Source organism: Streptomyces sp. NPDC015144 (genome assembly GCF_043079735.1).
In the GTDB taxonomy this organism is placed as follows: Bacteria; Actinomycetota; Actinomycetes; order Streptomycetales; family Streptomycetaceae; genus Streptomyces.
In genome coordinates, this window is sequence record NZ_JBIBUU010000030.1 from 18,440 (window position 1) to 43,918 (window position 25,479).

At 73.5% G+C, this 25,479-nt stretch carries 20 protein-coding genes; 15 read left to right on the forward strand and 5 right to left on the reverse strand.

Going from position 1 to position 25,479, the window contains the following annotated elements; translation table 11 throughout:
- Positions 1-212: 212 nt before the first annotated feature.
- Positions 213-842 carry a TetR family transcriptional regulator gene (locus ACF08W_RS32905; protein WP_385211685.1) on the reverse strand — a complete coding sequence of 210 codons (630 nt, stop codon included), beginning with the start codon at positions 840-842 and terminating at the stop codon, positions 213-215.
- 116 nt (positions 843-958) lie between these two features.
- Here ACF08W_RS32905 and ACF08W_RS32910 point away from each other — a divergent pair, with 116 nt between their 5' ends.
- From ACF08W_RS32910 to ACF08W_RS32920, 3 genes are all read left to right on the forward strand, one after another.
- Positions 959-1,120 (forward strand): hypothetical protein, encoded by a 162-nt coding sequence (locus tag ACF08W_RS32910; protein WP_385211687.1) that lies wholly within the window; start codon positions 959-961, stop codon positions 1,118-1,120.
- A 55-nt stretch (positions 1,121-1,175) separates the two neighbouring features.
- Positions 1,176-1,472: a DUF4190 domain-containing protein gene (locus ACF08W_RS32915; protein ID WP_385211689.1), complete on the forward strand. Its 297-nt coding sequence runs from the start codon at positions 1,176-1,178 to the stop codon at positions 1,470-1,472.
- A gap of 140 nt (positions 1,473-1,612) precedes the next feature.
- On the forward strand, positions 1,613-2,623 hold the full coding sequence (locus tag ACF08W_RS32920; RefSeq protein WP_385211691.1) for a helix-turn-helix domain-containing protein: 1,011 nt from the start codon (positions 1,613-1,615) through the stop codon (positions 2,621-2,623).
- A 59-nt stretch (positions 2,624-2,682) separates the two neighbouring features.
- On the opposite strand, the gene ACF08W_RS32925 is transcribed toward ACF08W_RS32920, so the two are convergent.
- Entirely contained in the window at positions 2,683-6,507 is a 3,825-nt protein-coding gene (locus ACF08W_RS32925; protein WP_392281537.1) for a S8 family serine peptidase, read from the reverse strand.
- A 398-nt stretch (positions 6,508-6,905) separates the two neighbouring features.
- On the opposite strand from ACF08W_RS32925, the gene ACF08W_RS32930 reads away from it, so the two are divergent.
- Positions 6,906-8,075, forward strand: a complete 1,170-nt coding sequence (locus ACF08W_RS32930; protein ID WP_392281538.1) for a cysteine desulfurase family protein — start codon at positions 6,906-6,908, stop codon at positions 8,073-8,075.
- Between the two features lie 45 nt (positions 8,076-8,120).
- Here the strand turns inward: ACF08W_RS32930 and ACF08W_RS32935 are convergent, their stop codons facing one another.
- On the reverse strand, positions 8,121-8,798 hold the full coding sequence (locus ACF08W_RS32935; protein ID WP_392281539.1) for an N-acetylmuramoyl-L-alanine amidase: 678 nt from the start codon (positions 8,796-8,798) through the stop codon (positions 8,121-8,123).
- 61 nt (positions 8,799-8,859) lie between these two features.
- Between ACF08W_RS32935 and mnmA the strand changes: the two genes are divergently transcribed.
- A complete protein-coding gene (mnmA, locus tag ACF08W_RS32940; RefSeq protein WP_385211699.1) occupies positions 8,860-9,984 on the forward strand; it encodes a tRNA 2-thiouridine(34) synthase MnmA in 1,125 nt (374 codons plus the stop codon).
- 70 nt (positions 9,985-10,054) lie between these two features.
- Here the strand turns inward: mnmA and ACF08W_RS32945 are convergent, their stop codons facing one another.
- Positions 10,055-10,858 (reverse strand): alpha/beta fold hydrolase, encoded by an 804-nt coding sequence (locus ACF08W_RS32945; protein WP_385211701.1) that lies wholly within the window; start codon positions 10,856-10,858, stop codon positions 10,055-10,057.
- 158 nt (positions 10,859-11,016) lie between these two features.
- Here ACF08W_RS32945 and ACF08W_RS32950 point away from each other — a divergent pair, with 158 nt between their 5' ends.
- The 10 genes from ACF08W_RS32950 to ACF08W_RS32995 all read left to right on the forward strand — a co-directional run bounded on the left by ACF08W_RS32950 (position 11,017) and on the right by ACF08W_RS32995 (position 23,347).
- Positions 11,017-11,556 carry a TIGR00730 family Rossman fold protein gene (locus ACF08W_RS32950; RefSeq protein ID WP_352280747.1) on the forward strand — a complete coding sequence of 180 codons (540 nt, stop codon included), beginning with the start codon at positions 11,017-11,019 and terminating at the stop codon, positions 11,554-11,556.
- Positions 11,557-11,585: 29 nt separating this feature from the next.
- Complete coding sequence (locus ACF08W_RS32955) at positions 11,586-12,275, forward strand: SDR family oxidoreductase (protein ID WP_352280749.1); 690 nt, start codon at positions 11,586-11,588, stop codon at positions 12,273-12,275.
- A gap of 80 nt (positions 12,276-12,355) precedes the next feature.
- Positions 12,356-13,381 carry a methionine synthase gene (locus tag ACF08W_RS32960; RefSeq protein ID WP_392281540.1) on the forward strand — a complete coding sequence of 342 codons (1,026 nt, stop codon included), beginning with the start codon at positions 12,356-12,358 and terminating at the stop codon, positions 13,379-13,381.
- Positions 13,382-13,411: 30 nt separating this feature from the next.
- Complete coding sequence (gene ligA / locus ACF08W_RS32965; protein ID WP_385211707.1) at positions 13,412-15,613, forward strand: NAD-dependent DNA ligase LigA; 2,202 nt, start codon at positions 13,412-13,414, stop codon at positions 15,611-15,613.
- A gap of 395 nt (positions 15,614-16,008) precedes the next feature.
- Entirely contained in the window at positions 16,009-18,192 is a 2,184-nt protein-coding gene (locus ACF08W_RS32970; protein WP_385211709.1) for a putative bifunctional diguanylate cyclase/phosphodiesterase, read from the forward strand.
- A gap of 255 nt (positions 18,193-18,447) precedes the next feature.
- Entirely contained in the window at positions 18,448-18,744 is a 297-nt protein-coding gene (gatC, locus tag ACF08W_RS32975) for an Asp-tRNA(Asn)/Glu-tRNA(Gln) amidotransferase subunit GatC (RefSeq protein WP_007266718.1), read from the forward strand.
- 6 nt (positions 18,745-18,750) lie between these two features.
- Positions 18,751-20,253 (forward strand): Asp-tRNA(Asn)/Glu-tRNA(Gln) amidotransferase subunit GatA, encoded by a 1,503-nt coding sequence (gene gatA / locus ACF08W_RS32980; RefSeq protein ID WP_352280835.1) that lies wholly within the window; start codon positions 18,751-18,753, stop codon positions 20,251-20,253.
- The gene (locus tag ACF08W_RS32985; RefSeq protein ID WP_352280833.1) at positions 20,250-20,489 is read left to right on the forward strand and encodes a hypothetical protein; all 240 of its coding nucleotides are present in this window, start codon (positions 20,250-20,252) and stop codon (positions 20,487-20,489) included. The genes gatA and ACF08W_RS32985 overlap by 4 nt, the downstream gene beginning before the upstream one ends.
- A gap of 15 nt (positions 20,490-20,504) precedes the next feature.
- A complete protein-coding gene (gene gatB / locus ACF08W_RS32990) occupies positions 20,505-22,013 on the forward strand; it encodes an Asp-tRNA(Asn)/Glu-tRNA(Gln) amidotransferase subunit GatB (RefSeq protein ID WP_352280831.1) in 1,509 nt (502 codons plus the stop codon).
- A 38-nt stretch (positions 22,014-22,051) separates the two neighbouring features.
- Positions 22,052-23,347 (forward strand): SLC13 family permease, encoded by a 1,296-nt coding sequence (locus ACF08W_RS32995; protein WP_392281541.1) that lies wholly within the window; start codon positions 22,052-22,054, stop codon positions 23,345-23,347.
- A 21-nt stretch (positions 23,348-23,368) separates the two neighbouring features.
- Here ACF08W_RS32995 and ACF08W_RS33000 read toward each other — a convergent pair whose 3' ends face one another.
- Positions 23,369-25,351 (reverse strand): protein kinase, encoded by a 1,983-nt coding sequence (locus ACF08W_RS33000; protein WP_392281542.1) that lies wholly within the window; start codon positions 25,349-25,351, stop codon positions 23,369-23,371.
- Between the last annotated feature and the right edge of the window lie 128 nt (positions 25,352-25,479).

Sequence of the window (25,479 nt, forward strand, 5' to 3'; positions counted from 1 at the left end):
GTGGTCCGGGCGCCATCAAGGGCGTGATCGACCTTCTGAACGTTCTCCCCGCGGGTGCGGGGGTGGTCCGGCACTGCTCGGTCTCCAGCGGCGCGGATACCTGTTGTCCCCGCGGGTGCGGGGGTGTTCCGGACTACGCCGACGCCGCGGCGGCCGTCCGGCCGTTGTCCCCGCGCACGCGGGGGACGCCCGACCGCCCCTCCCCGCGCGGCTCACGCGCCCCCGTCGTCCAGCCAGTGCGCCCGGCCGAGGGTGACCAGTCGGAGCCGGCGGCGGGCCGTTTCGGCCACCTCCCGCTCGCCCTCCGGGCCCGCGTCCAGCAGGGCCGACGCGGTGATCACCATGTGGTCGACGTAGAAACCGCCCAGCATCAGCAGGTCCCCGTCGCTCCAGCCCCGGGACTCGGGCTCCTCGGCGAGCGACGCCGCCACCTCCTCGGCGAACCGCCGCAGTTCGGCCGCGATGGCCTCCCGCACCGGGCCCACACCGCCGTGCTGCTCGCGCGCGATGAAGCGGAAGTGCGCGGGCTGGTCGGCGACATGGCGCAGGATCAGCCCGATGCCGCGCCCGAGCCGCTCCTCGCTGTCCCCGGACTCGGCGAGGATCGCGCCGATCACCCCGTGCAGGCTGCCCAGCGCCTCCTCGACGAGTGCCACGCCGAGCGCCGCCGTGTCGTCGAAGTGCCGGTAGAAGGCGGTGGGTGCGACCCCGGCGGCGCGAGTCACCTCCCGCAGCCCGAGGCTGCTGAGGCTCTGGTGCTCCAGAAGCGCGAGCGCCGCGTCCAGCAGCGCCTGACGCGTCCTCATCTTCTGGGCCAGCCGGGTGCCGGCGGTGTGACTCATGCCATTCAGTAAACAACTGTTCTCCGGAGTGGGGAAGCCATGCGTGTGTTTAGACTGATGAGTCAGTGAACAGTCGTACTCTCAAGTGCTCGCGAGGGTCCGGGGAAAGGCTGAACATGGTCGTTCTTGTCGCCGTACTGCTGCTGTTCGGGGTCGTGATCGGGGCGGTGGCCCAGATCCCCCTGCCCTTGAGCTTCGCGCTCGCCGCCCTGATCGGCTGCTGGCTGCTCGTCTTCGCCGTACGGGAGCGGACCGGCGCGCAGCGACGTTCCCGCTGACCCCGCCCGGCCCCGCCCGCGTTCCCCCACCGCAGCACCGAAGGAGCCCGCACCCATGACCCTCGCCGCGCCGGTCCGCCACCCCGACACGGAGGACGTACGCGCCGACCGCTCCGTCCGGGACGCGGACGGGCTGGCCGTCGCCTCCTTCGTGCTCGGGCTCGTCGGCCTCCTGGTGATGAACATCCTGCTCGGCCCGGCCGCCATCGTGATGGCGATCCTCGCCCTCGTCCGGTCCACCACCCGCCGCGGCCGTGCCTGGCTCGGGCTCGCCCTCGGCGTCGCCGACCTCGTGGTCCTCGCCCTCCTCGTCACCGGAAACGGCGCCGTCGTCTGGAGTTTCGGCGGCTGAACCGGGCGCGGCGGCAGCGCCGGGGGCCACGGAACCCGTGGTGTCTCCTTGATCGCCCGGCGGGGCGACCGCATCCTGTTCGATCATGGACGGCACAGTGGGCGTCCGCTCGGGGTGGGTTGCGGGGAGGGAGAAGGCGCGTGCTGGAGATAGCCGGGATCGGGGCGGCGGAGGAGCGGCTCTACCGACACTTGGTGGAGGTACGGGGTGCGGGCGTGGACGAGATCGTCCAACAGCTCCACCTCCAGGAGCACGAGGCGGCGTCGCTCCTGTCCTCCCTGCACGACAAGGGCATGGTCGGGCGGCTGCCGGGCGACGGCGGCATGCGGTACGTACCCGTCCCGCCGGACGTGGCGCTGCAGCCCCTGCTGACGCGCGGCCAGGAAGCGCTGGAGTGGGCGCGGCGCGGAGTGGAACAGCTGGCCGAGGAGTACCGGGCGGGCGGTCGGCGCCATGACGCCGGACAGCTGGTCGAGGTGATCACCGGGGCCGGCGCCATCCGCCAGCAGCTGCGCCAACTCGCCTACGGGGCCCGCAGCGACCTGCGGTGGTTCTGCAAGGCCAACCCCGTGGCGCTGCGCGCCCAGGACAACCACGAGGAGTTCGAGCTGCTCGCCCGGGGCATCCGCTACGAGGCGATCTACGAACGGGCCTGCCTGGAGGCGCCCGGCATGGTCGACAACGTCGCCCAGGGCATCCGCGCCGGTGAAGTGGCCCGCGCCACCAGCACGATCCCCGTACGGATGGTCATCGTCGACAGCTCCGTCGCCGTCTGCCCGCTGATGCCGAGCAGCACGACCGGCGTCCGCGGCGAGCCGACCGCCGCGATCATCCGCAGCAGCACGCTCCTGGACGCCCTCGTCGCCCTGTTCGACATCCAGTGGGCGGCCGGGACCCCGCTGCACGTCACGGAGACGGGCGAGCTGGCCGACTTCGCCGGCGGCATGAGACCGGGCGGCAGCCTCGCCGGCGACGAGCGCTACCTGCTCTCCCTGGTCGTCGCGGGCGTGGCGGACAAGGCCATCGCCACCCAGCTGGGGGTCAGCCACCGCACGGTGCAGCGCCGGATCACCGCGCTGATGCAGCGGGCGGGCGCGAAGACGCGCACCCAACTGGTGTGGCAGGCGGCGCGGCGCGACTGGCTGTCGTAGGACGCACGGAAGCCGCGACCGGGGGTCGGCCGCGGCTTCCGGATCCCGCGTACTGCCTCCTACCTCAGCGCGTACGCCCGCTCGACCCGCTGGGTCACCTCGTTGCCCGCGTCGTCCCAGACGCGGACCCGCAGCGTGACGTACCCGCTGGAGCGGGCGGTCGAGGGATGGGTGACCCGGACGCGGTAGGCGCCGTCACCCCGGGCGGACACCGTCGCGGCCCGCCAGTGCCCGCCGTCGTCGTACGAGACGGACACCTCCATGCCCTTCACGGAGCGGCCCGTCAGACCGTCCGGGTAGCGGGCGCTCACTCCGAACGCGAAGGCCCCGGAGTCGGGGGCGGCGCCCCGGAGGTCGGTGGCCACGTCGTAGTCGAGCTGGAGGAGGGGGAGCAGGGACCGCTCACCCTCGGCCGGGCGGGGGGCCGTGAACGACCAGCGGGTGCTGGTGGCCCGCGAGAGGGTGCCCTCGGGGCTGCTGCGCTTCACGTCCAGGTCCAGCTGGTAGCGGCCGTCGTCCCCGCCCGCGGGGAAGACCCCCCACGCCCGGGGCCCCTCGGCGAGGACCTTGCCGTCGCGGCGCAGTACGGCACTGGTCCCGTCGGGGTACGGGGTGTCGGCCTTGGTGGCGGGCAGGGCGAAGCCGTAGTGGCCGGCGGTGCTGTCGGCGAACTCGGGGATGCCGATGGTCAGCTGGTCGCCCTTGCGGAACGCGAGCCCGTCGACGCCCCGGGGGATCGCCGGGCGCACCACGGCCCCGTTCCAGCTCTCCGTGACGCGCTCACCGGGCCGGTAGGTGCGCTGGGGGCCGAACATGCCGGTCCCCACCGCCTGGAGCGCCCAGGCGGTACGCGGGTTGACCCAGTGCAGCCACCGGGTGTCGGCGGGGCCGCTCAGGTACTCCGTACGCACCTGCCCGGTGCGGACGTACCGGGACCGGATGGAGAGGACCCCGCTGTCCCCCTCCCACGGCCGCCAGGACGGCCGGTCCTCCGTGACGTAGCGGACGCCGTTCGTGTCCGGGTAGCGCGAGACCACGGTGGCGGTGTTCCCCGGTTCGACGGTGTGGACGACGCGTTCGGGGACGCGCTGCCGGGAGGACTGCACGACGTCGTAGACGTAGGGGCTGTCCGGGGTGCCCTTCAGCTCCAGCACGGTGCCCGGCTCGCGCAGCCGCTCCGCGGTGGCGTGGGAGGCGTACAGCCCGATCGCCGGAAGCCGGGCTCCCACCGGCTGCCAGGACGCGGACGAGTACAGGTTGCCCTCGGCGGTGGTGAGGGCGGCGGCGGCTCCGGCGCGGGCCGCCTCGGCCACCGCCTCGTCGTACTCGAGTCCCTCCAGCGCGACGAGCACCGCCGCGCCGCGGACGTCCGTGCCGCGGGCGCGCAGCGCCGCGTAGTCCTCGGGGCGTCCGTGACCGGCGTCCACCACCTTCAGGCGCCGCTTGCTCTCCACGGCGGGGGAGTTGTGCAGCAGGCGGAGGGGGACACCGGCGGTGCTGCTGCGGGAGACGGCGCGTGCGGTGAGCAGCGGCGCGGCCAGCTGCCAGCGGGAGGAGAACTCGAACTCCCCCTCGGTGTACTTCTTGGTGGGGGTGACGTAGAGGCGGTATCCGCCGCTGTGCCCGCTGGTGTAGAAGCTGATGAAGTCCCGGTCCCCGGCCGTCCAGTGCGTGGAGAAGACCACCGTGCCCCGGTGCTCGGCCGGCTTGGGGGTCCGGATGTCGACGGGGACCGCCTTGCGCGCGTCGAGCACCACGTCGGTGGCGCCGTCCACCCGGAGCTGGGGGTCGACGACCAGGCTGGCGCTCGCGTTCTCCTCCGTGGCCTGCGGGATGACGCCGTGCAGGTAGTACGTGCCCGAGGGCACCTCCACCGCCGCGGTCTCCCCGGCCGGCACCGACCCGATGATGTCGAAGCGGCCCACGGGGCCCAGCAGGATCAGCGGGGAGATGTCCGCCGGCTGTCCGGCGCGGTCGATGCCGCGCAGGGTGACCTTGTGCTTGGCCGGGTCCTTCGACGCGGAGAGAACGGTGTGCGTGACGGTGCCGCCGTCGGCCGAGGTCGCGGTGAGACGGCCGCCGTAGACGCCCTGCGGCAGTGCGGACGCGTCGAGGGTCACGGTCACGTCGGACGTGCCGTGGGCGGCCACGGTGACCTGCGCGGGGGCACTGACCACACCCGCCGGGGCCGGGGAGTCGAACATCCCGTCGAAGGTGGTGTCCAGGGCGAGGGTGACAGGCGTGTCACCGTCGTTGGTGTAGGTGACGTGCACCTGCTGCGGGCCCGAGTCGGGGTCCAGGGAGCCGAAGCCGGTGGTGCCGGTGGCGCGCACCTGCTGGCGCACCGAGCGGGCCACGTCCACCCGGCCGGTGCCCTGTTCGTAGACCGTCCGGTCCGGGGTGGTCCGCGTCGTGCTCATCAACGCGTCCTTGAGCTGCTGGGCGTTCCAGTCCGGGTGCCGGCCGGCGAGGATCGCCGCCGCGCCCGCCACGTGCGGGGTCGCCATGGACGTACCCGACGCGGCGGTGTACGAGGCGTCCACCGGGCTGCCCATGGACGTGCCGGCCGCGCGGGCGGCGACGATGCCGACGCCGGGCGCGGTGAGGTCGGGCTTGGCGCCGTTGTCCCCGACGCGCGGGCCGCGGCTGGAGAAGGAGGCCAGCTGGTCGTCGCGGTCGACGGCGCCCACGGTCAGCGCGCGGGCCGCGGCGCCCGGGGAGCCCACCTGGTAGTCCGCGCCCGAGTTGCCCGCCGCCACGACGAAGAGGGCGCCGGTGTCCTCGGTGAGCTGGTCGAGGGCGATGCTCAGGATGTCGTTGCCGTCGGTGGGCCCGCCGCCCAGGCTCATGCTGATGACGTCGGCGCCCGCGTTGGCGGCCCACTCCATCCCGCCGAGGATCGCGGAGTACGGGCCGGAGCCGGTGTGGTCCAGCACCTTCCCGATCATCAGCCGCGCCCCCGGTGCCACGCCCTTGCGCGAGCCGCCCGAGGCGGTGCCGCTGCCGGCGACGGTCGAGGCGACATGGGTGCCGTGGCCGTGGCCGTCGTTCGCGGTGGGGTCCGTGGTGAAGTTGCGTACCTCGCCGAGCCTTCCGGCCAGGTCGGGGTGGGTGGCGTCGACTCCGGTGTCCAGGACGGCGACGGTCGCGCCCTTCCCGTCGTATCCGGCCTGCCACGCCTCGGGCGCACCGATCTGCGCGGTGCTGCGGTCGAGGGAGACGTGCGCCTTCGCGTCCAGCCACAGCTTCTCGACGCCGTCCTCGAAGGCCGCGTTCTTGAAGGCGGATCCCCTGGAGGCGCTCCTCGCGCCGCTCCCGGCGAGGTTCTTGGCGAGCGCGTCGTCGTCGATGGCCTTCCAGAACCGCCCGGCCTGCTTCTTGTCCGCCTTCAGCGCCGAGCCGCGCAGGCTCTTGATGACCAGGCCCTTGCGCGAACCGGTGGGCGCTCCCTTGGCCGTGGGGTTCGTCCCGCGGGTGTAGCGGGCGATCAGCGGGATGGCGGAGGTGTGGGCGTCGTCGTAGCCCTGCTCGATCAGGGAGGTGATGTTGAACAGCTGCCGGTCCAGCTTCCCGGAGGAGATGTACGGGAGCGCGGCGCGGGGCAGCACGTACGTCTGCTTGTCGATCTCCAGCTGGGTGAAGTCGGCCTGCGTGGCGCCCGGGGCCGGTTCGACGGAGACGGCCTTCCGGCCGCCGGGGAAGGTCTCCAGCCGCACCCGGTCACCGGTCACGAGGGTGACGGAGACGACCTTGGGGCGGCCCGCGGAGTCCGCTCCGACGGAGGGGGAGACCGGAGCGGCGTTCGCGCCGGAGGCGACGGGGGACAGAGTGGCGATGAGGACGCCCGCCGCCAGAACGGCGGCGGAGCGATGCCGTATGTGCATCGGAACCTTTCCAGGGGGCAAGGAAACGGACACGCGGTGCGGCTCAAGACTGGGGCCCGCACTGATCGCCGCACCAGACCTCTCCGGTGCCGTGCTTGCGACATGTCGCCAAGACGACACGGTGGCTCCGCCGCGCGGACCGGGTACTCCACCGCGGATCGGGTACGCCGCCGCGCGGACCGGCGGGACCACCGGGACGGGCGCCCCTCCCCCCCCGCCGGAGACCGCCTCGCCGCCCGGGAACCCGCGGGCCGGACCGGGCGCGGAACCCGGTGCCCCCACCTGCCCGGACGCGCCCCGGAACGGGGCGGTGAGGGCCGCACCCGGCCGTGCGCGGGTGCCGGGGCGCCATGCGCCCGCCGTACGCCCCGCCCCCGCCTCGTAGAATCGGGCCCACCATGGCATACCTCGACCACGCCGCGACCACGCCGATGCTTCCGGAAGCGATCGAGGCGATGACCGCCCAGCTCGCCCTCACCGGCAACGCGTCCTCCCTGCACGCCGCCGGGCGCCGGGCCCGCCGTACCGTCGAGGAGTCGAGGGAGACCCTCGCCGAAGCCCTCGGCGCACGCCCCAGCGAGGTGGTCTTCACCTCCGGCGGGACCGAGGCCGACAACCTCGCCGTGAAGGGGCTCTACTGGTCCCGCCGCGCCGCCGACCCGCGCCGCACACGGGTGCTGGCCAGCCCGGTCGAGCACCACGCGGTGCTGGACGCCGTCGACTGGCTCGCCCGGCACGAGGGCGCGAACGTCGAGTACCTCCCCGTCGACCGGCACGGCCGCGTCCACCCGGACGCGCTGCGCGAGGCGGTCCTCCGCGACCCCTCCGACGTCGCGCTGATCACCGTGATGTGGGCCAACAACGAGATCGGCACCATCCTCCCGGTCCGCGAACTCGCCGCAGTGGCGCAGGAGTTCGAGATCCCCATGCACGCGGACGCGGTGCAGGCCGTCGGACAGCTGGCGGTCGACTTCGCCGCGTCCGGACTGGCCGCCATGACCGTCAGCGCGCACAAGATCGGCGGCCCGTTCGGCATCGGCGCGCTGCTGCTGGGCCGCGAGCACACCCCCGTGCCCGTGCTCCACGGCGGCGGCCAGGAGCGGCACGTCCGCTCCGGCACGCTCGACGTGCCCGCCATCGCCTCCTTCGCCGTCGCCGGGCGGCTGGCCACCGGGCGGCGGGAGGACTTCGCCCGCGAGATCGGCGGACTCCGCGACGACCTGGTGGCGGCCGTGCTGGCCGCCGTGCCCGACGCGATCCTCGGCGGCGACCCGGCCCCCGGCGGCCGGCTCCCCGCCAACGCCCACTTCACCTTCCCCGGCTGCGAGGGCGACTCCCTGCTCCTGCTGCTGGACGCCCAGGGCATCGAGTGCTCCACCGGCTCCGCCTGCACCGCCGGGATCGCCCAGCCGAGCCACGTACTCCTGGCCACCGGCACCGATCCCGACCTGGCCCGCGGCACCCTGCGCTTCTCGCTCGGCCACACCTCCACCAAGGCGGACGTCGACGAGCTGGCCCGGGCGATCGGACCGGCGGTGGAGCGGGCCCGTACGGCCGGGCTCAGCTGACCGCCCGGCCCCGCCGACCGCCCGCGCCGGGCGGCGGTCCGGACGTCACCGCGGGCGCGCCGCCCGGACCAGCTTCAGATAGCGGTCCCAGTCCCAGTGCCGGCCCGGGTCCGTGTGGTCGGCGCCGGGCACCTCGGCGTGCCCGATGATGTGCTTCCGGTCCACCGGTATCCCGTACCGCTCGCAGACCGCCGCCGTGAGCCGGGCGGAGGCCTCGTACATCCGCGCCGTGAAGTCCTGCGGGCGGTCCACGAAGCCCTCGTGCTCGATGCCGACACTGCGCTCGTTGTACGCGCGGTTGCCCGCGTGGAACGCCACGTCCAGCTCGCGGATCATCTGCGTCACCCGGCCGTCCTTGCGCACCACGTAGTGCGCGGCCGCCCCGTGCGCCGGATCCTGGAAGGCGCGCACGGCGCCCGCGTAGCCGCCCTGGGTGACATGGACGACGACCCGGTCGATCACGTAGTCGTCGGGGCGGTCGGCCCGGCGCCAGTTCGCCGGGGACGCCTCGACCCAGCGGGCCCCGGCGTGATCCACCTCGCCGGGCTTGCGCGGCTTCTCCACCCCGGGCAGCCGCCACCATGCGCGCCGCAGATCGTCCCGCGCCAGCGCCGCGGCGCCCGCGGCCGTGACGGCGGCGCCGATCAGCAGCCCGCGCCGGCCGATGCCGCTCCCGGACTTCTCCCCGCCGCCCCCGGCCCCCGACGTCCCCTTGCTCCCCATGTGATCCACAACGCATATCGAGGAGCGTTCGGTTCCCGGCGCCCCGTACTCTGGTGAGGCTATGACTGAGACTTCCCAGCGCCCCCTCCGCGTGCTCGCCGCCATGTCGGGCGGTGTCGACTCCGCCGTCGCCGCGGCCCGCGCCGCCGAGGCCGGCCACGACGTGACGGGTGTGCACCTCGCCCTCTCCGCCAACCCGCAGTCCTTCCGTACCGGGGCGCGCGGCTGTTGCACGATCGAGGACTCCCGCGACGCCCGCCGCGCCGCGGACGTGATCGGCATCCCGTTCTACGTCTGGGACCTGGCGGAACGGTTCCGCGAGGACGTCGTGGACGACTTCGTCGCCGAGTACGAGGCCGGCCGCACGCCCAACCCCTGCCTGCGCTGCAACGAGAAGATCAAGTTCGCCGCGCTCCTCGACAAGGCCCTCGCCCTCGGCTTCGACGCCGTCTGCACCGGTCACTACGCCACCGTCGTACGCAACGCGGACGGCGGCCGGGAGCTGCACCGGGCCTCGGACATGGCCAAGGACCAGTCGTACGTCCTCGGGGTGCTGGACGAGAAGCAGCTCGCCCACGCGATGTTCCCGCTCGGCGACACCCTCACCACCAAGGACGAGATCCGCGCCGAGGCCGAACGGCGGGGCCTCGCCGTCGCCAAGAAGCCCGACAGCCACGACATCTGCTTCATCGCCGACGGCGACACCCAGGGCTTCCTGGCGAGTCGGCTCGGCACCGCCGAGGGCGACATCGTCGACGAGTCGGGCACCAAGGTCGGCACCCACGAGGGCGCGTACGGCTTCACCATCGGCCAGCGCAAGGGCCTGCGCATCGGCCACCCCGCCCCCGACGGCAAGCCGCGCTACGTCCTGGACATCTCCCCGGTGGACAACACCGTGACGGTCGGCCCGGCCGAGGCCCTCGACGTCACCGCGCTCACCGCCATCAGGCCCCGCTGGTGCGGCACCGCCCCGGCCGGCCCCGGCACGTACACCGCGCAGCTCCGCGCCCACGGCGGCGAGACCGAGGTCACCGCCGAACTCGTCGACGGCACCCTGCACGTCGCCTTCACCGAGCCGGTCCGCGGCGTGGCCCCCGGCCAGGCCGTCGTGCTCTACGACGGCACCCGCGTCGTCGGCTCGGCGACGATCGCCACGACGGCCCGCCGCCAGGTCACGACGGCCTGAGCGGCCCCGCCCCCGCGCGTCCGCGTCCGACCCCCGTACGGGCGGGGACGCGCGGGGCGGAGCCGCCGCCTCAGGACGCCCGGCGGAGGTCCAGGCCGTCCTGCGCGAAGAACTCCGCGAGGACCGGTGCCACCGCCTGCGGCGCCAGGTCCCGGGTCTGCCCGGTCAGGATGCGGTGCCGGGCGCGCGGCAGGGCGTCCGCCAGGGCGCGGGCGGACAGCCGCGCCGGGGTGGGGCTGGAGCCGCCGCAGACCACCAGCGTGCGCGTGGTGACGGCGGCGAACCGCTCGGCGGGGATCGAGCCGTCCCCGAGCAGCGCGTCGTCGTACGCCAGGGTGTGGGCCATCGCCACCAGGCCGTTCCACAGCGGGGCCCGGCGCATCCGGGCGATCAGGTCGGAGGGCACCCCGGTCACCGACAGGTACAGCTCGACGGCGCCCGCCCGGTCCCCGCAGTCCAGCAGCCGGCGCAGCCGGTCCGTGCAGCACGCCTTGTAGCGCAGCCCGGCGGCGCCCGGCGTGTACGGCGGCTCGTACACCGCCACCAGGTCCAGGGGCACCCCGGCGGCCCGCGCCTCCAGGGCGAGCGCGCCGCCGGCGCCCACACCGAACACCGAGGCCGCGCCGCCGACCGACCCGACGAGCGCCGCCAGGTCCTCGATCTCGCGCTCGCGCGCGTAGGGGCCGCCGTCACCGCTGGCGCCCCGGCCGCGCCGGTCGTACGTCACGACCCGGAAGCGCGGCGCCAGCAGGCGCGCGAGCGGCGCCCCCGTCTCCGCCGTATCCAGCGAGCCGCCGACCAGGACCACCGGCGGGCCCTCGCCCCGGTGCCGGTACGCGATCGACGTGCCGTCGCGGGAGAGAATCTTGTCCATGCGAGGGTGGACCGCCGACCCCGGAGAAACTCATCGCTCCGGCCCAAGATTTTTTGAGATTCCACGAAATCGCAGGTCAGGGCGGTAGAACCCGTTCTGGTGGCCGGTTAGTGACGGTGGGCGGACCGGCTGTCGGCGGTGGCGTCTACGGTGGTCGCATGAAGATCTGTGTCTTTCTCTCCGCCGCCGACCTCGACGCGCGTTACACCGTGCCCGCCCGTGAGTTCGCCGAACTGCTCGGCAGGGGCGGGCACACCCTCGTCTGGGGCGGCTCCGAGAGCGGGCTGATGAAGGTCGTCGCCGACGGGGTCCAGGAAGCGGGCGGACGGCTGGTGGGGGTCTCCGTCGACTTCCTCGCCGCGAAGGCGCGGACCAACGCCGACGAGATGGTGATCGCCCGCGACCTCGCCGAGCGCAAGGCGCTCCTTCTGGAGAAGGCGGACGCGGTCGTGATCATGGTCGGCGGCACCGGGACGCTCGACGAGGCGACCGAGATCCTGGAGCTGAAGAAGCACGGCAAGCACGACAAGCCGGTCGTCCTGCTCAACACGGCGGGCTTCTACGACGGGCTGCGCCAGCAGTTCCAGCGCATGGAGGACGAGGGCTTCCTGCCCGTGCCCCTCACCGACCTGGTGTTCTTCGCCAAGGACGGGGTGGGCGCCCTGGCCTACCTGGAGGAGTGGTCCGGGCTGCGGTGACGGGGCGGCGGGGTGCGATCATGAAGGGCATGTCCACTCATGTCATCACCGGCGCCGGATCCGGCATCGGAGCCGCCGTCACCCGTCGTCTGCTGGAGCGCGGTGACGAGACCGTGCTGATCGCCCGGGACGCGGGCCGGGCGCGGGAGCTCGCCGAGCTCCACCCCGGCGCGCGCACGCTCGTCGGCGACCTCTCCAACCCGGACCGGCTCTCCTGGGCGCTCGCCCACCAGAAGATGCCCGAGCGGGTCGACTCGCTGCTGCACGTCGCGGGCACCGTGGAGCTGGGGCCGGTCGGTGAGCTGACGCCCAAGGCATGGCACCTCCAGCTCAACGCCAACCTGGTCGCCCCCGCCGAGCTGACCCGGCTCCTCCTGCCGCAACTGCGCGTCGCCCAGGGCCACGTGGTCTTCGTCAACTCCGGCGCCGGCCTCGCCGCGCACGCCGAGTGGAGCGCGTACGCCGCGAGCAAGCACGGCCTGAAGGCCCTCGCCGACTCGCTGCGCCACGAGGAGCACGGCAACGGGGTCCGGGTGACCTCCGTCTACCCCGGCCGCACCGCCACCCCCATGCAGGCCAAGGTCCACCGCCAGGAGGGCAAGGAGTACGACGCCGCCCGCTGGATCGACCCCGAGTCGGTGGCCACCACGATCCTGATGGCCCTCGACCTGCCCCGCGACGCCGAGGTCAACGACCTGACGGTCCGCCCGGGCCGCTGACCGCCGACCATCGACCGGCTCCGGACAGGCCCCGAGGGCTGTTCCGTCCTCCCCGACGGGACAGCCCTTAGTCTTTCCGGGTGAGCGAGAAGAGCGGGTTCAGCGGTTGTCAGGCCACCGGAATCGGGTCCATGCCCGGGGGAGACGCCCGGGAGGCGGCGAAGACCGTCACCGGCTCCTTCGCGGGCGGTGAGGGGCTGCCGTACCTGGCGGAGCTGCCCGCCCGCGGACCCGGCGCGGACATGATCGGACGGACGATCGGACTCCTCGTCGACCTGTACGGGCATGTCGAGCCGAGCGGCTGGCGGATCAGCGACCGGCCCGGCCGCGACACCCGCCGGGCCCGGTCCTGGCTCGGCGAGGACCTCGACGCCCTGGAGGAGTTCACCCAGGGGTACGAAGGGCCGCTCAAGGTCCAGGCCGTCGGGCCGTGGACGCTGGCCGCCGCGCTGGAACTCCGGGGCGGCGAGGCCGCGCTCGGCGACCCCGGCGCCTGCCGCGACCTGGCGGGCTCGCTCGCCGAAGGGGTGCGCGCCCACCTCGCGGAGGTGCGGCGCAGGGTGCCCGGTGCCCGGATCGTCCTCCAGCTCGACGAACCCTCGCTCACCGCCGTACTGCGCGGGCGGGTCAGGACGGCCAGCGGCTACCGCACCCACCGCGCCGTGGACCGCCAGATCGTCGAGGGCACGCTGCGCGACGTCCTCGCGGCCGCCGGGGACGGGCCGACGACGGTGCACACCTGCGCCCCCGAGGTGCCGTTCGCGCTGCTGCGCCGGGCCGGGGCCGGCGGGATCTCCTTCGACTTCTCGCTGCTCACCGAGCGTGAGGAGGAGGCGATCGGGGAAGCCGTCGAGGGCGGCACCCACCTCTTCCTCGGCGTGGTGCCGAGCACCGACCCGGCCTCGGGCGGATTGTCGGACCCGGGCGGTAGCGTCATGGGTGTCAGGACGCTGTGGCGCAGGCTGGGGCTGAATCCGGGGACTCTGTCGGAGTCCGTGGCCATCACCCCGTCGTGCGGGCTGGCGGGTGCCTCGCCCGCCTACGCGCGCGCCGCGCTCGCCCACTGCGTCCGGGCCGCGAGATCGCTCGCGGACAACCCTGAGTAACGGGGCAACGGGTAACGGGAGGACGAGACGATGGCCGGCGAACAGCAGACGACGGTGCCCGCACAGGCCCAGGAGCGCCACAAGCTCCTCGCCGAGCAGATCGAGGAGCACCGCTTCCGCTATTACGTGAACGACCAGCCGACCGTGAGCGACGCCGAGTTCGACCGGCTGCTGCGCGAACTGGAGGCGCTGGAGGAGACGTACCCCTCGCTGCGCACGCCGGACTCGCCGACCCAGAAGGTCGCCGGGCCGTACCGCACGGAGTTCACCTCCGTCGAGCACCGCGAGCGGATGCTCTCGCTGGACAACGCCTTCGACGAGGAGGAGCTGGCCGCCTGGGCGGAGCGGATCGCCAGGGACGTCGGCACCACCGACCACCACTTCCTGTGCGAGCTGAAGGTCGACGGCCTGGCGGTCAACCTCACCTACGAGCACGGGCGGCTGACCCGGGCCGCCACCCGGGGCGACGGCCGCACCGGCGAGGACATCACACCCAACGTCCGGACGATCGCCGAGATCCCGCACCGGCTGAAGGGCGACCGGGTGCCGGAGCTGGTCGAGATCCGCGGCGAGGTCTTCTTCCCGATGGACGCCTTCGAGGAGCTGAACGCCCGGCTCGTCGCGGCCGACGACAAGCCGTTCGCCAACCCGCGCAACGCGGCGGCCGGCTCCCTGCGCCAGAAGGACCCGAAGGTCACCGCCACCCGCCCGCTGCACATGGTGGTGCACGGCATCGGCGCCCGCGAGGGCTTCGACATCGACCGCCTCTCGCACGCCTACGAGCTGCTCCACGAGTGGGGGCTGCCCACCGCCAAGTACAACAAGGTGGTCGGCTCCCTGGCCGAGGTGCGGGAGTTCATCGCGTACTTCGGGGAGCACCGGCACTCGGTGGAGCACGAGATCGACGGGGTGGTCGTCAAGCTCGACGAGATCCCGCTCCAGGGGCGGCTCGGCTCCACCTCGCGCGCCCCGCGCTGGGCGATCGCCTGGAAGTACGCCCCGGAGGAGGTCAACACCAAGCTGGTCAACATCCGGGTCGGCGTCGGCCGGACCGGCCGGGTCACGCCGTACGCCCAGGTCGAGCCGGTCGAAGTGGCCGGTTCCGAGGTCGAGTTCGCCACCCTGCACAACCAGAACGTGGTGAAGGCCAAGGGCGTCCTCATCGGGGACACGGTGGTGCTCCGCAAGGCCGGTGACGTCATCCCGGAGATCCTCGGCCCGGTCGTCGACCTGCGCGACGGCACCGAGCGGGCCTTCGTGATGCCGTCGCACTGCCCCGAGTGCGGTACGGAGCTGCGGCCCATGAAGGAGGCCGACATCGACCTCCGCTGCCCCAACGCCCGCTCCTGCCCCGCCCAGTTGCGCGAGCGCGTGGCCTATCTCGCCGGGCGCAAGAGCCTCGACATCGACCACTTCGGCTATGTCGCCGCCGCGGCGCTCACCCGGCCGCTGGAGCCCGCCGAACCGCCGCTGCGCGACGAGGGCGATCTGTTCGGGCTGACCGTCGAGGAACTGCTGCCGATCCGGGCCTACGTCCTGGACCAGGACAGCGGGCTGCCCAAGCGCGATCCGAAGACCGGTGAGGAGAAGATCGCCCGGGTCTTCGCCAACCAGCAGGGCGAGCCGAGGAAGAACGCCCTGGCGATGCTCGACGCCATCGAGGCGGCGAAGAACGCCCCGCTGGCCCGCATCCTCACCGGGCTCTCCATCCGCCATGTGGGCCCGGTCGCCGCCGCGGAGCTGGCCCGTCAGTTCCGTTCCATGGACCGGATCGACGAGGCCACCGAGCAGGAGCTGATCGACGCGGACGGGGTGGGCGCGATCATCGCCGCCTCGGTGAAGCAGTGGCTGGCGGAGGACTGGCACCGGGAGATCCTGCGCAAGTGGCGCGAGGCCGGGGTCCGGATGGAGGACGAGACGGGAGCGGAGGACGAGGGGCCGCGCCCCCTCGAAGGGCTCACCGTCGTCGTCACGGGCACGCTCGCGGGCCACACCAGGGATGGCGCGAAAGAGGCGCTCCAGAGCCGTGGTGCGAAGGTGACGGGTTCCGTTTCGAAGAAGACCTCCTTCGTGGTCGTCGGGGACAACCCCGGTTCCAAGTACGAGAAGGCCGTGCAGCTGAAGGTTCCGGTACTGGACGAGAGCGGCTTCGCCGTCCTGCTCGAACAGGGTCCGGACGCGGCGCGCGAGGCGGCGGTGCCGGCCGAGGGGGCGGCGGAGGGCAGCGGATAGGCGGAGGAACGGGGGCGGAACGCCGCCGCCGGGCGGCACGGGGCGGACGCGGGGGCCCCGGCGGGCGCCGACGGCGGTGGCCGCCCGGCCGGGACCGGCGACGGGCGGACGCCCCGCGGGCCGGGGCGAATCGGCGGATCGGGGGCGTCACCGGACGGAACGGGGCGAGCGTCCCGGCGGATGTCCGGTTCACCCGATCGGTGCATAGCAGATGCTGACGGACGGTCGGTTCGCATTCGGGCAAGAGCGTCCGAGCGCTGCCCGTAAGCACCTTCCGCGGCCTACTGTTGAGACGTGCACCCGCCGTGCCCGGCCGCGGGGTGGGAGACCGGGCCGTGCCGCGGGGAGCGGAACCAACAGGTGACATCGGCATCGCCGGCTGTGAGAGGGACGGAATGAAACCGACCGAGAGCGCCGCACCGATGTCGCGGCCGCAAGGTTTCGTCGGCCTCGCACCGAGCGTGGGGGCCGTTCTCATCGTGATCGCGGCCGCTCTGATCGCGACCGGTTTCTATCGCACGGTGAGCGCGGGCGAAGCGCTCTTCCCCGACGGCCGGGTCGGCTGGGCCCTCGCCGTCCTGACCGGGATCATCGTCGGCCATCTCGTCGCGCTCGGCCGCGACCGCTGGTGGGGAGGGACCGGTTCCGGCGCCTCCCTGACCCTGGCCGTGCTGCTGCTCTACGGCTGGGTCTCCGCCGGGCTGGTCAGCCTGGTGGTGGTCGTCCTCGTCGGGGTCGCCCGCCGGCACCGCTGGTACCAGGGGCTGCTGCACGGCGCGGTGGACGTCCTGGGCATCGGCGCGGCGGGCCTGGTGCTCGTGGCGTTCGGCGAGGCGCACACCGTCGTCTCGCCCTGGCACCCACTCGACTGGGGCATCGGCGCCGTCCCGGAGGTCCTCCTGGCCGCCGCCACCTACCTCCTGGTCACCCGGGTCCTGCTCTGGTACGCGCGGACCCCCCAGGGCGGCGGGCTGCCGACCATCGCCCGGACCGCCCTGCTGCGGCAGGGGACGGCCGCGCTCGGCCTGGTCGCCATCGCGCCGCTGATCTGCGTCGTCGCGATGACCACCCCGATCCTTCTGCCGCTCTTCGCCGTCCCGCTGATCGCCCTCGACTCCGCCCTCTGGATCGCCCGGGCCCGCGCCGAGGAGCAACTGCGCGACCCGCTGACCGGGCTGCCCAACCGGCAGTGGCTGCTGGAGCGCACCTGGACGGCGCTGGAGGAGGCCGAGTCCGTCGGGGCCAGGGCCGCGCTGGTCCTGATCGACCTCGACCGCTTCCGCGCGGTCAACGACACCCTGGGCCATCTCGCCGGGGACCGGCTGCTGCTCCAGATAGCGGACCGGCTCCGGCTCGCGCTGCCCCGGGGCGCGGAGGCCGCGCGGCTCGGCGGCGACGAGTTCGCGGTGCTGCTGCCGACCGCCGACTCCACCACCAGCGCCCAGCGGGTCGCCCGCCACCTGGTCGCCGAGCTCTCCTCCCCGCTCGACCTCGACGGGCTGACCCTGGTGCTGGAGGCGAGCGCCGGAGTCGCCGTCCACCCCGATCACGCGCTGGACGCCGAAGGGCTGCTCCGGCGCGCGGACGTGGCGATGTACCAGGCCAAGCGGGACCGTACGGGCGTCGAGGTCTACGAGTCGAAGCGGGACAGCAACACCCCGGACCGGCTGGGACTGCTGGGCGATCTGCGCCGCGCGCTCGACGCCGGCGAGGTCGAGCTGCACTACCAGCCGAAGGTCCGTTTCGACGGGCAGGTCGCCGGGCTCGAAGCGCTGGTGCGCTGGGTGCACCCGGAGCGCGGGCGGGTCCCTCCGGACGAGTTCATCGCGATCGCCGAATCGTCCGGCCTGATGCCGCACCTCACGGAGTACGTGCTGGAGACGGCGCTGGCCCAGGTCGCCCGGTGGCGGGCCCAGGGCCTGTTCGTCCCGGTCGCGGTGAACGTCTCCCCGCGCGACGTCCACACCCCGGGGTTCGCGGGCGGCGTCGCGGCCCGGCTCGCCCGGCACGGCGTCCCGGCCGGGGCCCTCCAGCTGGAGATCACGGAGCATGTGCTGCTGGAGGACCCGCAGCGGGCCGCCGACACGCTCGCCGGGCTGACCGGGCACGGCGTGAAGATGTCCCTCGACGACTTCGGCACCGGGTACTCCTCCCTCGTCCATCTGCGGCGGCTGCCGGTCAGCGAGCTGAAGATCGACCGTTCGTTCGTGGCCCGGCTCGCCGTGGACAACGAGGACGCCGAGATCGTCCGCTGCACGATCGACCTGGCCCACTCGCTCGGCCTGCTGGTCGTCGCGGAGGGCGTCGAGGACGACGAGACCTGGGAGCGGCTGCGCGATCTGCGCTGCGACGCGGTGCAGGGCTGGCTGGTGGCCGCCGCGATGCCGCCGCAGGAGACCACGGCCTGGCTGCGGGCGCGCGGGCGGCACGGCTGGCGGCGTCCGGCCGAGCTGGCGGCCGCCGCCGCCGCGGCGGCCGCGGGTGGAGCGCCGGAACCGGAGCAGCGTCCGGGCGCCCGGACGGCCGCCCCCCGCCCGGCGCCGCGCCCCGCGCCGCCCCGGGGCCGCGCGGCGACCTGACCGGGCCGGGGCCCCGGGCGGTACGCGCGGCCGGCACCGGCACGCGACGGCCCGCCCCGTCCGGGCACCGGGCCGGGCGACGGGCGACGGGCCGTCCGGGAATCCGTGCCGCTGCCGGAAATCCCGCTCCGGCCCGGACGATGGCCCAGGTGGCGGAAGACGCGGCGGGCGACCCCATAGGATTGGGGGCCGGTGGCACATTTCCACCTGCCGCCGGCCCCGGCCGAAACCACACCAACCCCTGAGGATCGCTGCATGCCTGGCATCACGCGCGAGGAGGTCGCCCACCTCGCCCGGCTGGCGCGTCTGGAGCTGAAGAGCGAAGAGCTCGATCACTTCGCCGGTCAGCTCGACGACATCATCGGCGCGGTCGCCCGCGTCTCCGAGGTCGCCGACCAAGACGTACCGCCGACCTCCCACCCGCTGCCGCTGACCAACGTCATGCGCGCGGACGAGGTCCGTCCGTCGCTCACCCCCGAGCAGGCGCTCTCCGGCGCCCCGGCCCAGGAGCAGCAGCGTTTCAAGGTGCCGCAGATCCTGGGGGAGGACTAAGAAGCCATGACGGACAACAGCATGATCATCAAGCTCACCGCGGCCGAGATCGCCGGGAAGATCGCCTCCGGCGAGCTCACCGCCGTCCAGGTCACCGAGGCCCACCTCGCCCGGATCGACGCGGTCGACGAGAAGGTCCACGCCTTCCTGCACGTGGACCGCGAGGGCGCCCTCGCGCAGGCCCGCGCCGTCGACGCGAAGAAGGCCGCCGGCGAGAAGCTCGGCCCGCTGGCCGGTGTCCCGCTCGCGCTGAAGGACATCTTCACCACGAAGGACATGCCGACCACCGTCGGCTCCAAGATCCTCGAGGGCTGGGTCCCGCCGTACGACGCGACCCTCACCCAGCGGCTGAAGGCCGCCGACGTCGTCATCCTCGGCAAGACCAACATGGACGAGTTCGCCATGGGGTCCTCCACCGAGAACAGCGCCTACGGCCCGACCGGCAACCCCTGGGACCTCACCCGCATCCCCGGCGGCTCCGGCGGCGGCTCCTCGGCCGCCCTCGCGTCGTACGAGGCCCCGCTCGCCATCGGCACGGACACCGGCGGCTCCATCCGCCAGCCCGCCGCCGTCACCGGCACCGTCGGCGTCAAGCCCACCTACGGCGGCGTCTCCCGCTACGGCATGGTGGCCTTCTCCAGCTCCCTGGACCAGGGCGGCCCCTGCGCCCGCACCGTCCTCGACGCGGCCCTGCTGCACGAGGCGATCGGCGGCCACGACCCGATGGACTCCACGTCCATCGACGCCCCCGTCCCGCCGGTCGTCGAGGCCGCCCGCAACGGCAGCGTCGAGGGCATGCGCGTCGGCGTCGTCAAGCAGTTCTCCGGCGAGGGCTACCAGGCCGGTGTCGTCCAGCGCTTCAACGAGTCGGTCGAGCTGCTGAAGTCGCTCGGCGCCACCGTCGTCGAGCTGGACTGCCCCTCCTTCGACCTGGCGCTCTCGGCGTACTACCTGATTGCGCCGTCCGAGTGCTCCTCCAACCTGGCCCGCTTCGACGCCATGCGCTACGGCCTGCGGGTCGGCGACGACGGCACGAGGTCCGCCGAGGACGTCACCGCGCTCACCCGCGAGGCCGGCTTCGGCGACGAGGTCAAGCGCCGCGTCATCCTCGGTACGTACGCGCTCAGCTCCGGCTACTACGACGCGTACTACGGCTCCGCCCAGAAGGTCCGCACGCTCATCACGCAGGACTTCGAGAAGGCCTTCGAGCAGGTCGACGTCATCGTCTCCCCGACGACGCCCACCACCGCCTTCCCGATCGGCGAGCGCGCCGACGACCCGATGGCGATGTACCTCGCGGACCTGTGCACCATCCCGACCAACCTCGCGGGCAACGCCGCCATGTCGCTGCCGTGCGGTCTGGCCCCCGAGGACGGGCTGCCGGTCGGGCTGCAGATCATCGCCCCCGCCATGAAGGACGACCGGCTCTACAAGGTCGGAGCCGCCGTCGAGGCCGCGTTCGTGGAAAAGTGGGGTCACCCGCTGCTGGAGGAGGCTCCGTCGTTGTGAGCGCACTGACCAAGGCCAAGGGATTCAAGAAGTCCAAGGCCGGTACGTACCTGTCCATCGGCACCACCGCCTTCGGCGCGGTCGGCGTGCTCAAGCAGGCCAGGCAGGCCCGCTCCGAGCACGACACGCTCCGGCTGATCGACGCCGTCGTCTCCGCCGCCGCCATCGCCACCGGTGTCGCCCTGCTGCTGCGCGAGCTCAAGCGCCTCGGCGACGACGACGTACTGCTGGGCTGAGAGGGAAGTTTCACCGTGACTGTCACCGACCTGGTGCCGTACGAGGACGCGCTCGCGTCCTACGACCCCGTCATGGGCCTGGAGGTCCATGTCGAGCTCGGCACCAAGACCAAGATGTTCTGCGGCTGCTCCACCGAGCTCAAGCAGGACGCCAACTCCCAGACCTGCCCGGTCTGCCTCGGCCTGCCCGGCGCGCTGCCGGTCGTCAACGAGATCGGCGTCGAGTCCGCCATCAAGATCGGCCTCGCGCTGAACTGCGAGATCGCCGAGTGGTGCCGCTTCGCCCGGAAGAACTACTTCTATCCGGACATGCCGAAGAACTTCCAGACCTCCCAGTACGACGAGCCGATCGCCTACGACGGCTACCTCGACGTGCAGCTGGAGGACGGGGAGATCTTCCGCGTCCAGATCGAGCGCGCCCACATGGAGGAGGACACCGGCAAGTCGACCCACGTCGGCGGTGCCACCGGCCGTATCCACGGCGCGTCCCACTCCCTGCTCGACTACAACCGGGCCGGCATCCCGCTCATCGAGATCGTCACCAAGCCGATCGAGGGCGCGGGCGCCCGCGCCCCCGAGGTCGCCAAGGCGTACGTCGCCGAGCTCCGCGAGCTCATCAAGGCGCTCGGCGTCTCCGAGGCCCGCATGGAGATGGGCCAGATGCGCTGCGACGTCAACCTGTCGCTGCGCCCCAACGGCACCGAGACCTTCGGCACGCGCTCCGAGACGAAGAACGTGAACTCGCTGCGCTCCGTCGAGCGGGCCGCCCGCTTCGAGATCCAGCGCCACGCCGCGGTGCTGTCCTCCGGCGGCACGATCGTGCAGGAGACCCGGCACTTCCACGAGGAGGACGGCTCCACCACGGCCGGCCGCATCAAGGACAACGCCGAGGACTACCGCTACTTCCCCGAGCCCGACCTGGTGCCGGTCGCCCCGGCCCGCGCGTGGGTCGAGGAGCTCCGCAAGGGCCTCCCCGAGCTGCCCCGGCTGCGCCGGGCCCGGCTCAAGGAGGAGTGGGGCGTCTCCGAGCACGACATGCAGTCCATCCTCAACGCCGGCGCGGTCGACCTGATCGTCGCCACGACCGACGCGGGCGCCCCCTCGGACCAGGCCCGCAAGTGGTGGATGGGCGAGCTGGCCCGTAACGCCAACGAGACCGGCCGCGGTCTCGACGAGCTGCCGATCACCCCGGCGCAGGTCGCCCGGGTCGCCGCGCTCGTCGCCTCCGGCGACCTCAACGACAAGCTGGCCCGCCAGGTCATCGAGGGCGTCCTCGCGGGCGAGGGCGACCCGGACACCGTCGTCGAGAAGCGCGGCCTCAAGGTCGTCTCGGACGAGGGCGCGCTCTCCGCGGCCGTCGACGAGGCCATCGCGGGCAACGCGGCCATCGCCGACAAGATCCGCGGCGGCAAGGTCGCGGCGGCGGGCGCGCTCGTCGGCGCGGTCATGAAGGCCACCCGCGGCCAGGCCGACGCGGCCCGGGTGCGCGAGCTGATCCTGGAGAAGCTCGGCGTCGAGGGCTGACCCGGTACCTTTCCCGAGGGGCGGCACACCTGTGGAGGGTGTGCCGCCCCTTCCCTGTCCGGACGGAGGGTCCGCTGAACACCGTCACCGCCGAGATCGTCTCCGTCGCCCTGCTGCTCGGGGTGCTGGTCTTCGCCGTGGTGCGCCCGCGGGGGCTGCCCGAGGCCGCCGTCGCCGTACCCGCCGCCGTGCTGGTGACCGCTGTCGGGGCGGTCTCCTGGCCCGAGGCCCGCGCCCAGGTGGAGAGCCTGCTCCCGGTCGTCGGCTTCCTCGCGGCGATCCTGGTCCTGGCGAAACTCTGCGCGGACGAGGGGCTGTTCACGGCCGCCGGGGATCTGGTCGCCCGCGCCTGCCGGGGGCGGACCGGGCCCCTGCTCGGCGGGGTCTTCCTCGTCGCGGCCGTGATCACCGCCGTACTCAGCCTGGACGCCACGGTCGTCCTGCTGACCCCGGTCGTCCTCGCCACCGCCGCCCGGGTGGGTGCCCGCCCCCGGCCGTACGTTTACGCCTGCGCGCACCTCGCCAACTCGGCCTCCCTGCTGCTGCCGGTCTCCAACCTGACGAACCTGCTGGCGTTCACCGCGAGCGGCCTCTCCTTCACCCGGTTCGCCGCGCTGATGGCCCTGCCGTGGGCGACTGCCATCGCCGTGGAGTACGCCGTCTTCCGCCGGTTCTTCGCCGACGACCTGGCGGCCGGGGCCCACCCGCCGGAGCCGGACGCGGACCGCCGCCCCGTCCCCGTCTTCACCCTCGTCGTCCTCGCCCTCACCCTGGCTGGATTCGTCGCCACCTCGTTCGCGGGCGCCGAGCCGCTCTGGGCGGCGCTGGCGGGCGCCGCGGTGCTGGGGGTCCGGGCGCTGGCCCGTCGCGACACCACCGTCACGGGCATCGTCCGCTCCGCCCACCCGCTGTTCTGCCTCTTCGTCCTCGCACTGGGCGTCGTGGTCCTGGCCGTGGTGGACAACGGGCTCGGGGCGGGCATCGAGGCGTTCCTGCCGGACGGCTCCTCGCTGCCCGCGCTGCTGGCGGTGGCCGCGGTGGCGGCCGTACTCGCCAACCTGATCAACAACCTGCCCGCGATCCTCGCCCTGCTCCCGGTCGTCGCGGCGGCCGGTCCCGGACCGCTGCTCGCCGCCCTGATCGGCGTGAACCTCGGCCCGAACCTGACCTACGTCGGCTCGCTCGCCACCCTGCTCTGGCGCCGCATCCTGCACGCCCACGGCATCGCCCCCGAACTCGGCCACTTCACCCGGCTCGGCCTGCTGACCGTACCGGCCACCCTGGTCGCGTCCACGGTGGCGCTGTGGGGGTCGTTGCAACTGATCGGGGTGTGAGGCGGACCCGCCACGGAGGGGTCACCTCTTGAGGAGCGGGGTGCCGAGCGCGAGTTTCGCGCCGTCGCAGTCCTCGTCCACGGCGATGCGCAGCCGCAACCCGTTCTCGACGTTCAGGGACAGCTTCTGGGGCTTGCCCAGGACGAGCTTGCCGACCCACAGCGTGGTGTCGTCCACCTTGATGGTCAGCCGCCCCGACTCGTAGTACGAGTCGTCGTCGATGCCCGCGGTCAGCTCGAAGGTCCGCCAGGCGCGGCCGAGGCCGAACTCCATGTACGGGGCCTCGCTGCATGCGGGCGACGCCACGTAGGCCTCCGGGTGCTGCTGGGCGTTGAGGGTCGCCGAACCCACCTCGAAGTAGTTGGGATCGGCGATCGGGCTCAGCGTGGTCAGCGACACCTCACGGGCATCGGCGACGGTGCCGGGCGTCGAAGGGGTGGCGGAGGGGTCGCTGTCCCCGCCGTCCGTGCCGTCGGAATCCGGCTCGGGCGTGTCGCCGTCGGTGCCGGGCTCCGGGGGCGTGGGGGTCCGGGAGGAGGTGTCGGCGGCGTGGTCCGTCCTGCCGCTGTCGCCGTTCTCGTGCAGGAGCGCCCATGCCCCGCCCGCGCCGAGCGCGGCGGCGACGAGCACGGCCGCCACCGTCAGGGCGACGGCCGACCGCTTCCCCTTCTTCTTCCCGGGCGTCCCGGAGGGCCGTGGCGGGTCCGGGACGGACGGCCCCCGCGAGACGTCCGGCCGCTGCTCCGGGGCGGTGGCGGGAGCGGCCGGGGGCGCGGTCGCAGGCCCGGAGCGGACGGTGGTGGGCGGTGCCACCCCGGGAGCGGCGGACGCGGTGATCGGCGGCGGGAAGGCGGGGGCCGCGTCGGCACCGGGGACGGCGGGCGGCAGGGAGGGCGGCGGTGGCACGGCGGGCATTCCCACGCCCGGTACCGCCGACCCCGCTGTTGCCGTACCCGCCGTTTCTGTGCCCGCTGTTCCCGTATCGGCCGTCTCCGTACCCGCTGTTCCCGTGCCGGGCGCTTGCGAGCCCGGGGCGGTCGGGACCGCGTCCGCCGCCCTCGCGCCCGGTACGGCGTCGTGGACCGGGGCGACGGCCGACGCCCCGGTGACCGTGGTCGACACCACCGCCGAGCGCACGTCCTTCACCCAGGACGTCAGGTTCTCCGGCCGCCGGTCCGGTTCGGCCGCGCAGATCCGCAGCAGTCGCTCCACCCGGTCCGGGGCCGCCGCGGCCACCTGGGGGAGGGCGGACAGGGCGGCCCGCAGCTGCTCAGGGGTGCTCGGCGGGGACTGGCCGCTCAGCAGGAAGTAGGCGATCGCGCCGAACGCGTACCGGTCGGTGTGCGGCGTCCGTTTGCCCTCGAAGACCTCCGGCGCCGCGTATCCCGGGGTGAACCAGACCTCCGCCGTCCGGTGGTCGGCCGTCAGCTTGCTCAGCCCGAAGTCGACCAGCGTGGCCTGCCCGTGCACGTCGATCATCACATTGCCCGGCGACAGGTCGCCGTGCACGACGGTCCGGCCGGAGGGTGTCGCCCGGCCCGAGTGCAGCCAGTCCAGCACGTCGGCCAGCTGCTCCAGCGTCCGGAGCACCTCGCGCCGCTCGGCGTGGCTGGTGAGGGTGCGTTCCTCCCGCCAGTCGCGCAGGTCGAGACCCTCCACATGGTTCATGACCAGGACGAGCGAGCGCCCGGCGGCGGTGGAGGACGCGCCCCGCCCGTGGATCGGCGGCCCCTCGAAGTGCTCGCGCACCCCCACCACACCAGGACGGTTCACGAACCGCAGCAGCTCCGCCTGCTCCTGCCACTTCGCGCTGAGCCGCTGGAACTGTTCGACGGTGACCGTGGTCCTCGAGTCCATGACCTTGACGACCACGGTCTCCGGCGCCCCGTCGAGCTCGATCTCGGCCCGGTAGAGAACGGCTTCACCGCCCCGACCGATCGAATTGAGCAGGCGGTATCTGTCCGGAGCGGAATCCGGCCCGATGTGGTGCGAAGCGCTGTTCAACTGGTCCCCCCATGACGGTAATTGACGACGCATAAGGTTGCCGCCCGGGAGGGGGCCGGTCAATGCGCGAACGCCTCCGGACGGGTCCTGCCGGTCGGGCGCAGCCGGGCCGGGCAGCCTTGGACTTC

Excerpts from the sequence above, each read along its gene's own strand:
- ACF08W_RS32905 (WP_385211685.1), bottom strand. The coding sequence starts at position 842 with ATGAGTCACACCGCCGGCACCCGGCTGGCCCAGAAGATGAGGACGCGT.
- ACF08W_RS32910 (WP_385211687.1), top strand. The coding sequence starts at position 959 with ATGGTCGTTCTTGTCGCCGTACTGCTGCTGTTCGGGGTCGTGATCGGG.
- ACF08W_RS32915 (WP_385211689.1), top strand. The coding sequence starts at position 1,176 with ATGACCCTCGCCGCGCCGGTCCGCCACCCCGACACGGAGGACGTACGC.
- ACF08W_RS32925 (WP_392281537.1), bottom strand. The coding sequence starts at position 6,507 with ATGCACATACGGCATCGCTCCGCCGCCGTTCTGGCGGCGGGCGTCCTC.
- ACF08W_RS32930 (WP_392281538.1), top strand. The coding sequence starts at position 6,906 with ATGGCATACCTCGACCACGCCGCGACCACGCCGATGCTTCCGGAAGCG.
- ACF08W_RS32935 (WP_392281539.1), bottom strand. The coding sequence starts at position 8,798 with ATGGGGAGCAAGGGGACGTCGGGGGCCGGGGGCGGCGGGGAGAAGTCC.
- mnmA (WP_385211699.1), top strand. The coding sequence starts at position 8,860 with ATGACTGAGACTTCCCAGCGCCCCCTCCGCGTGCTCGCCGCCATGTCG.
- ACF08W_RS32945 (WP_385211701.1), bottom strand. The coding sequence starts at position 10,858 with ATGGACAAGATTCTCTCCCGCGACGGCACGTCGATCGCGTACCGGCAC.
- ACF08W_RS32950 (WP_352280747.1), top strand. The coding sequence starts at position 11,017 with ATGAAGATCTGTGTCTTTCTCTCCGCCGCCGACCTCGACGCGCGTTAC.
- ACF08W_RS32955 (WP_352280749.1), top strand. The coding sequence starts at position 11,586 with ATGTCCACTCATGTCATCACCGGCGCCGGATCCGGCATCGGAGCCGCC.
- ligA (WP_385211707.1), top strand. The coding sequence starts at position 13,412 with ATGGCCGGCGAACAGCAGACGACGGTGCCCGCACAGGCCCAGGAGCGC.
- ACF08W_RS32970 (WP_385211709.1), top strand. The coding sequence starts at position 16,009 with ATGAAACCGACCGAGAGCGCCGCACCGATGTCGCGGCCGCAAGGTTTC.
- gatC (WP_007266718.1), top strand. The coding sequence starts at position 18,448 with ATGCCTGGCATCACGCGCGAGGAGGTCGCCCACCTCGCCCGGCTGGCG.
- gatA (WP_352280835.1), top strand. The coding sequence starts at position 18,751 with ATGACGGACAACAGCATGATCATCAAGCTCACCGCGGCCGAGATCGCC.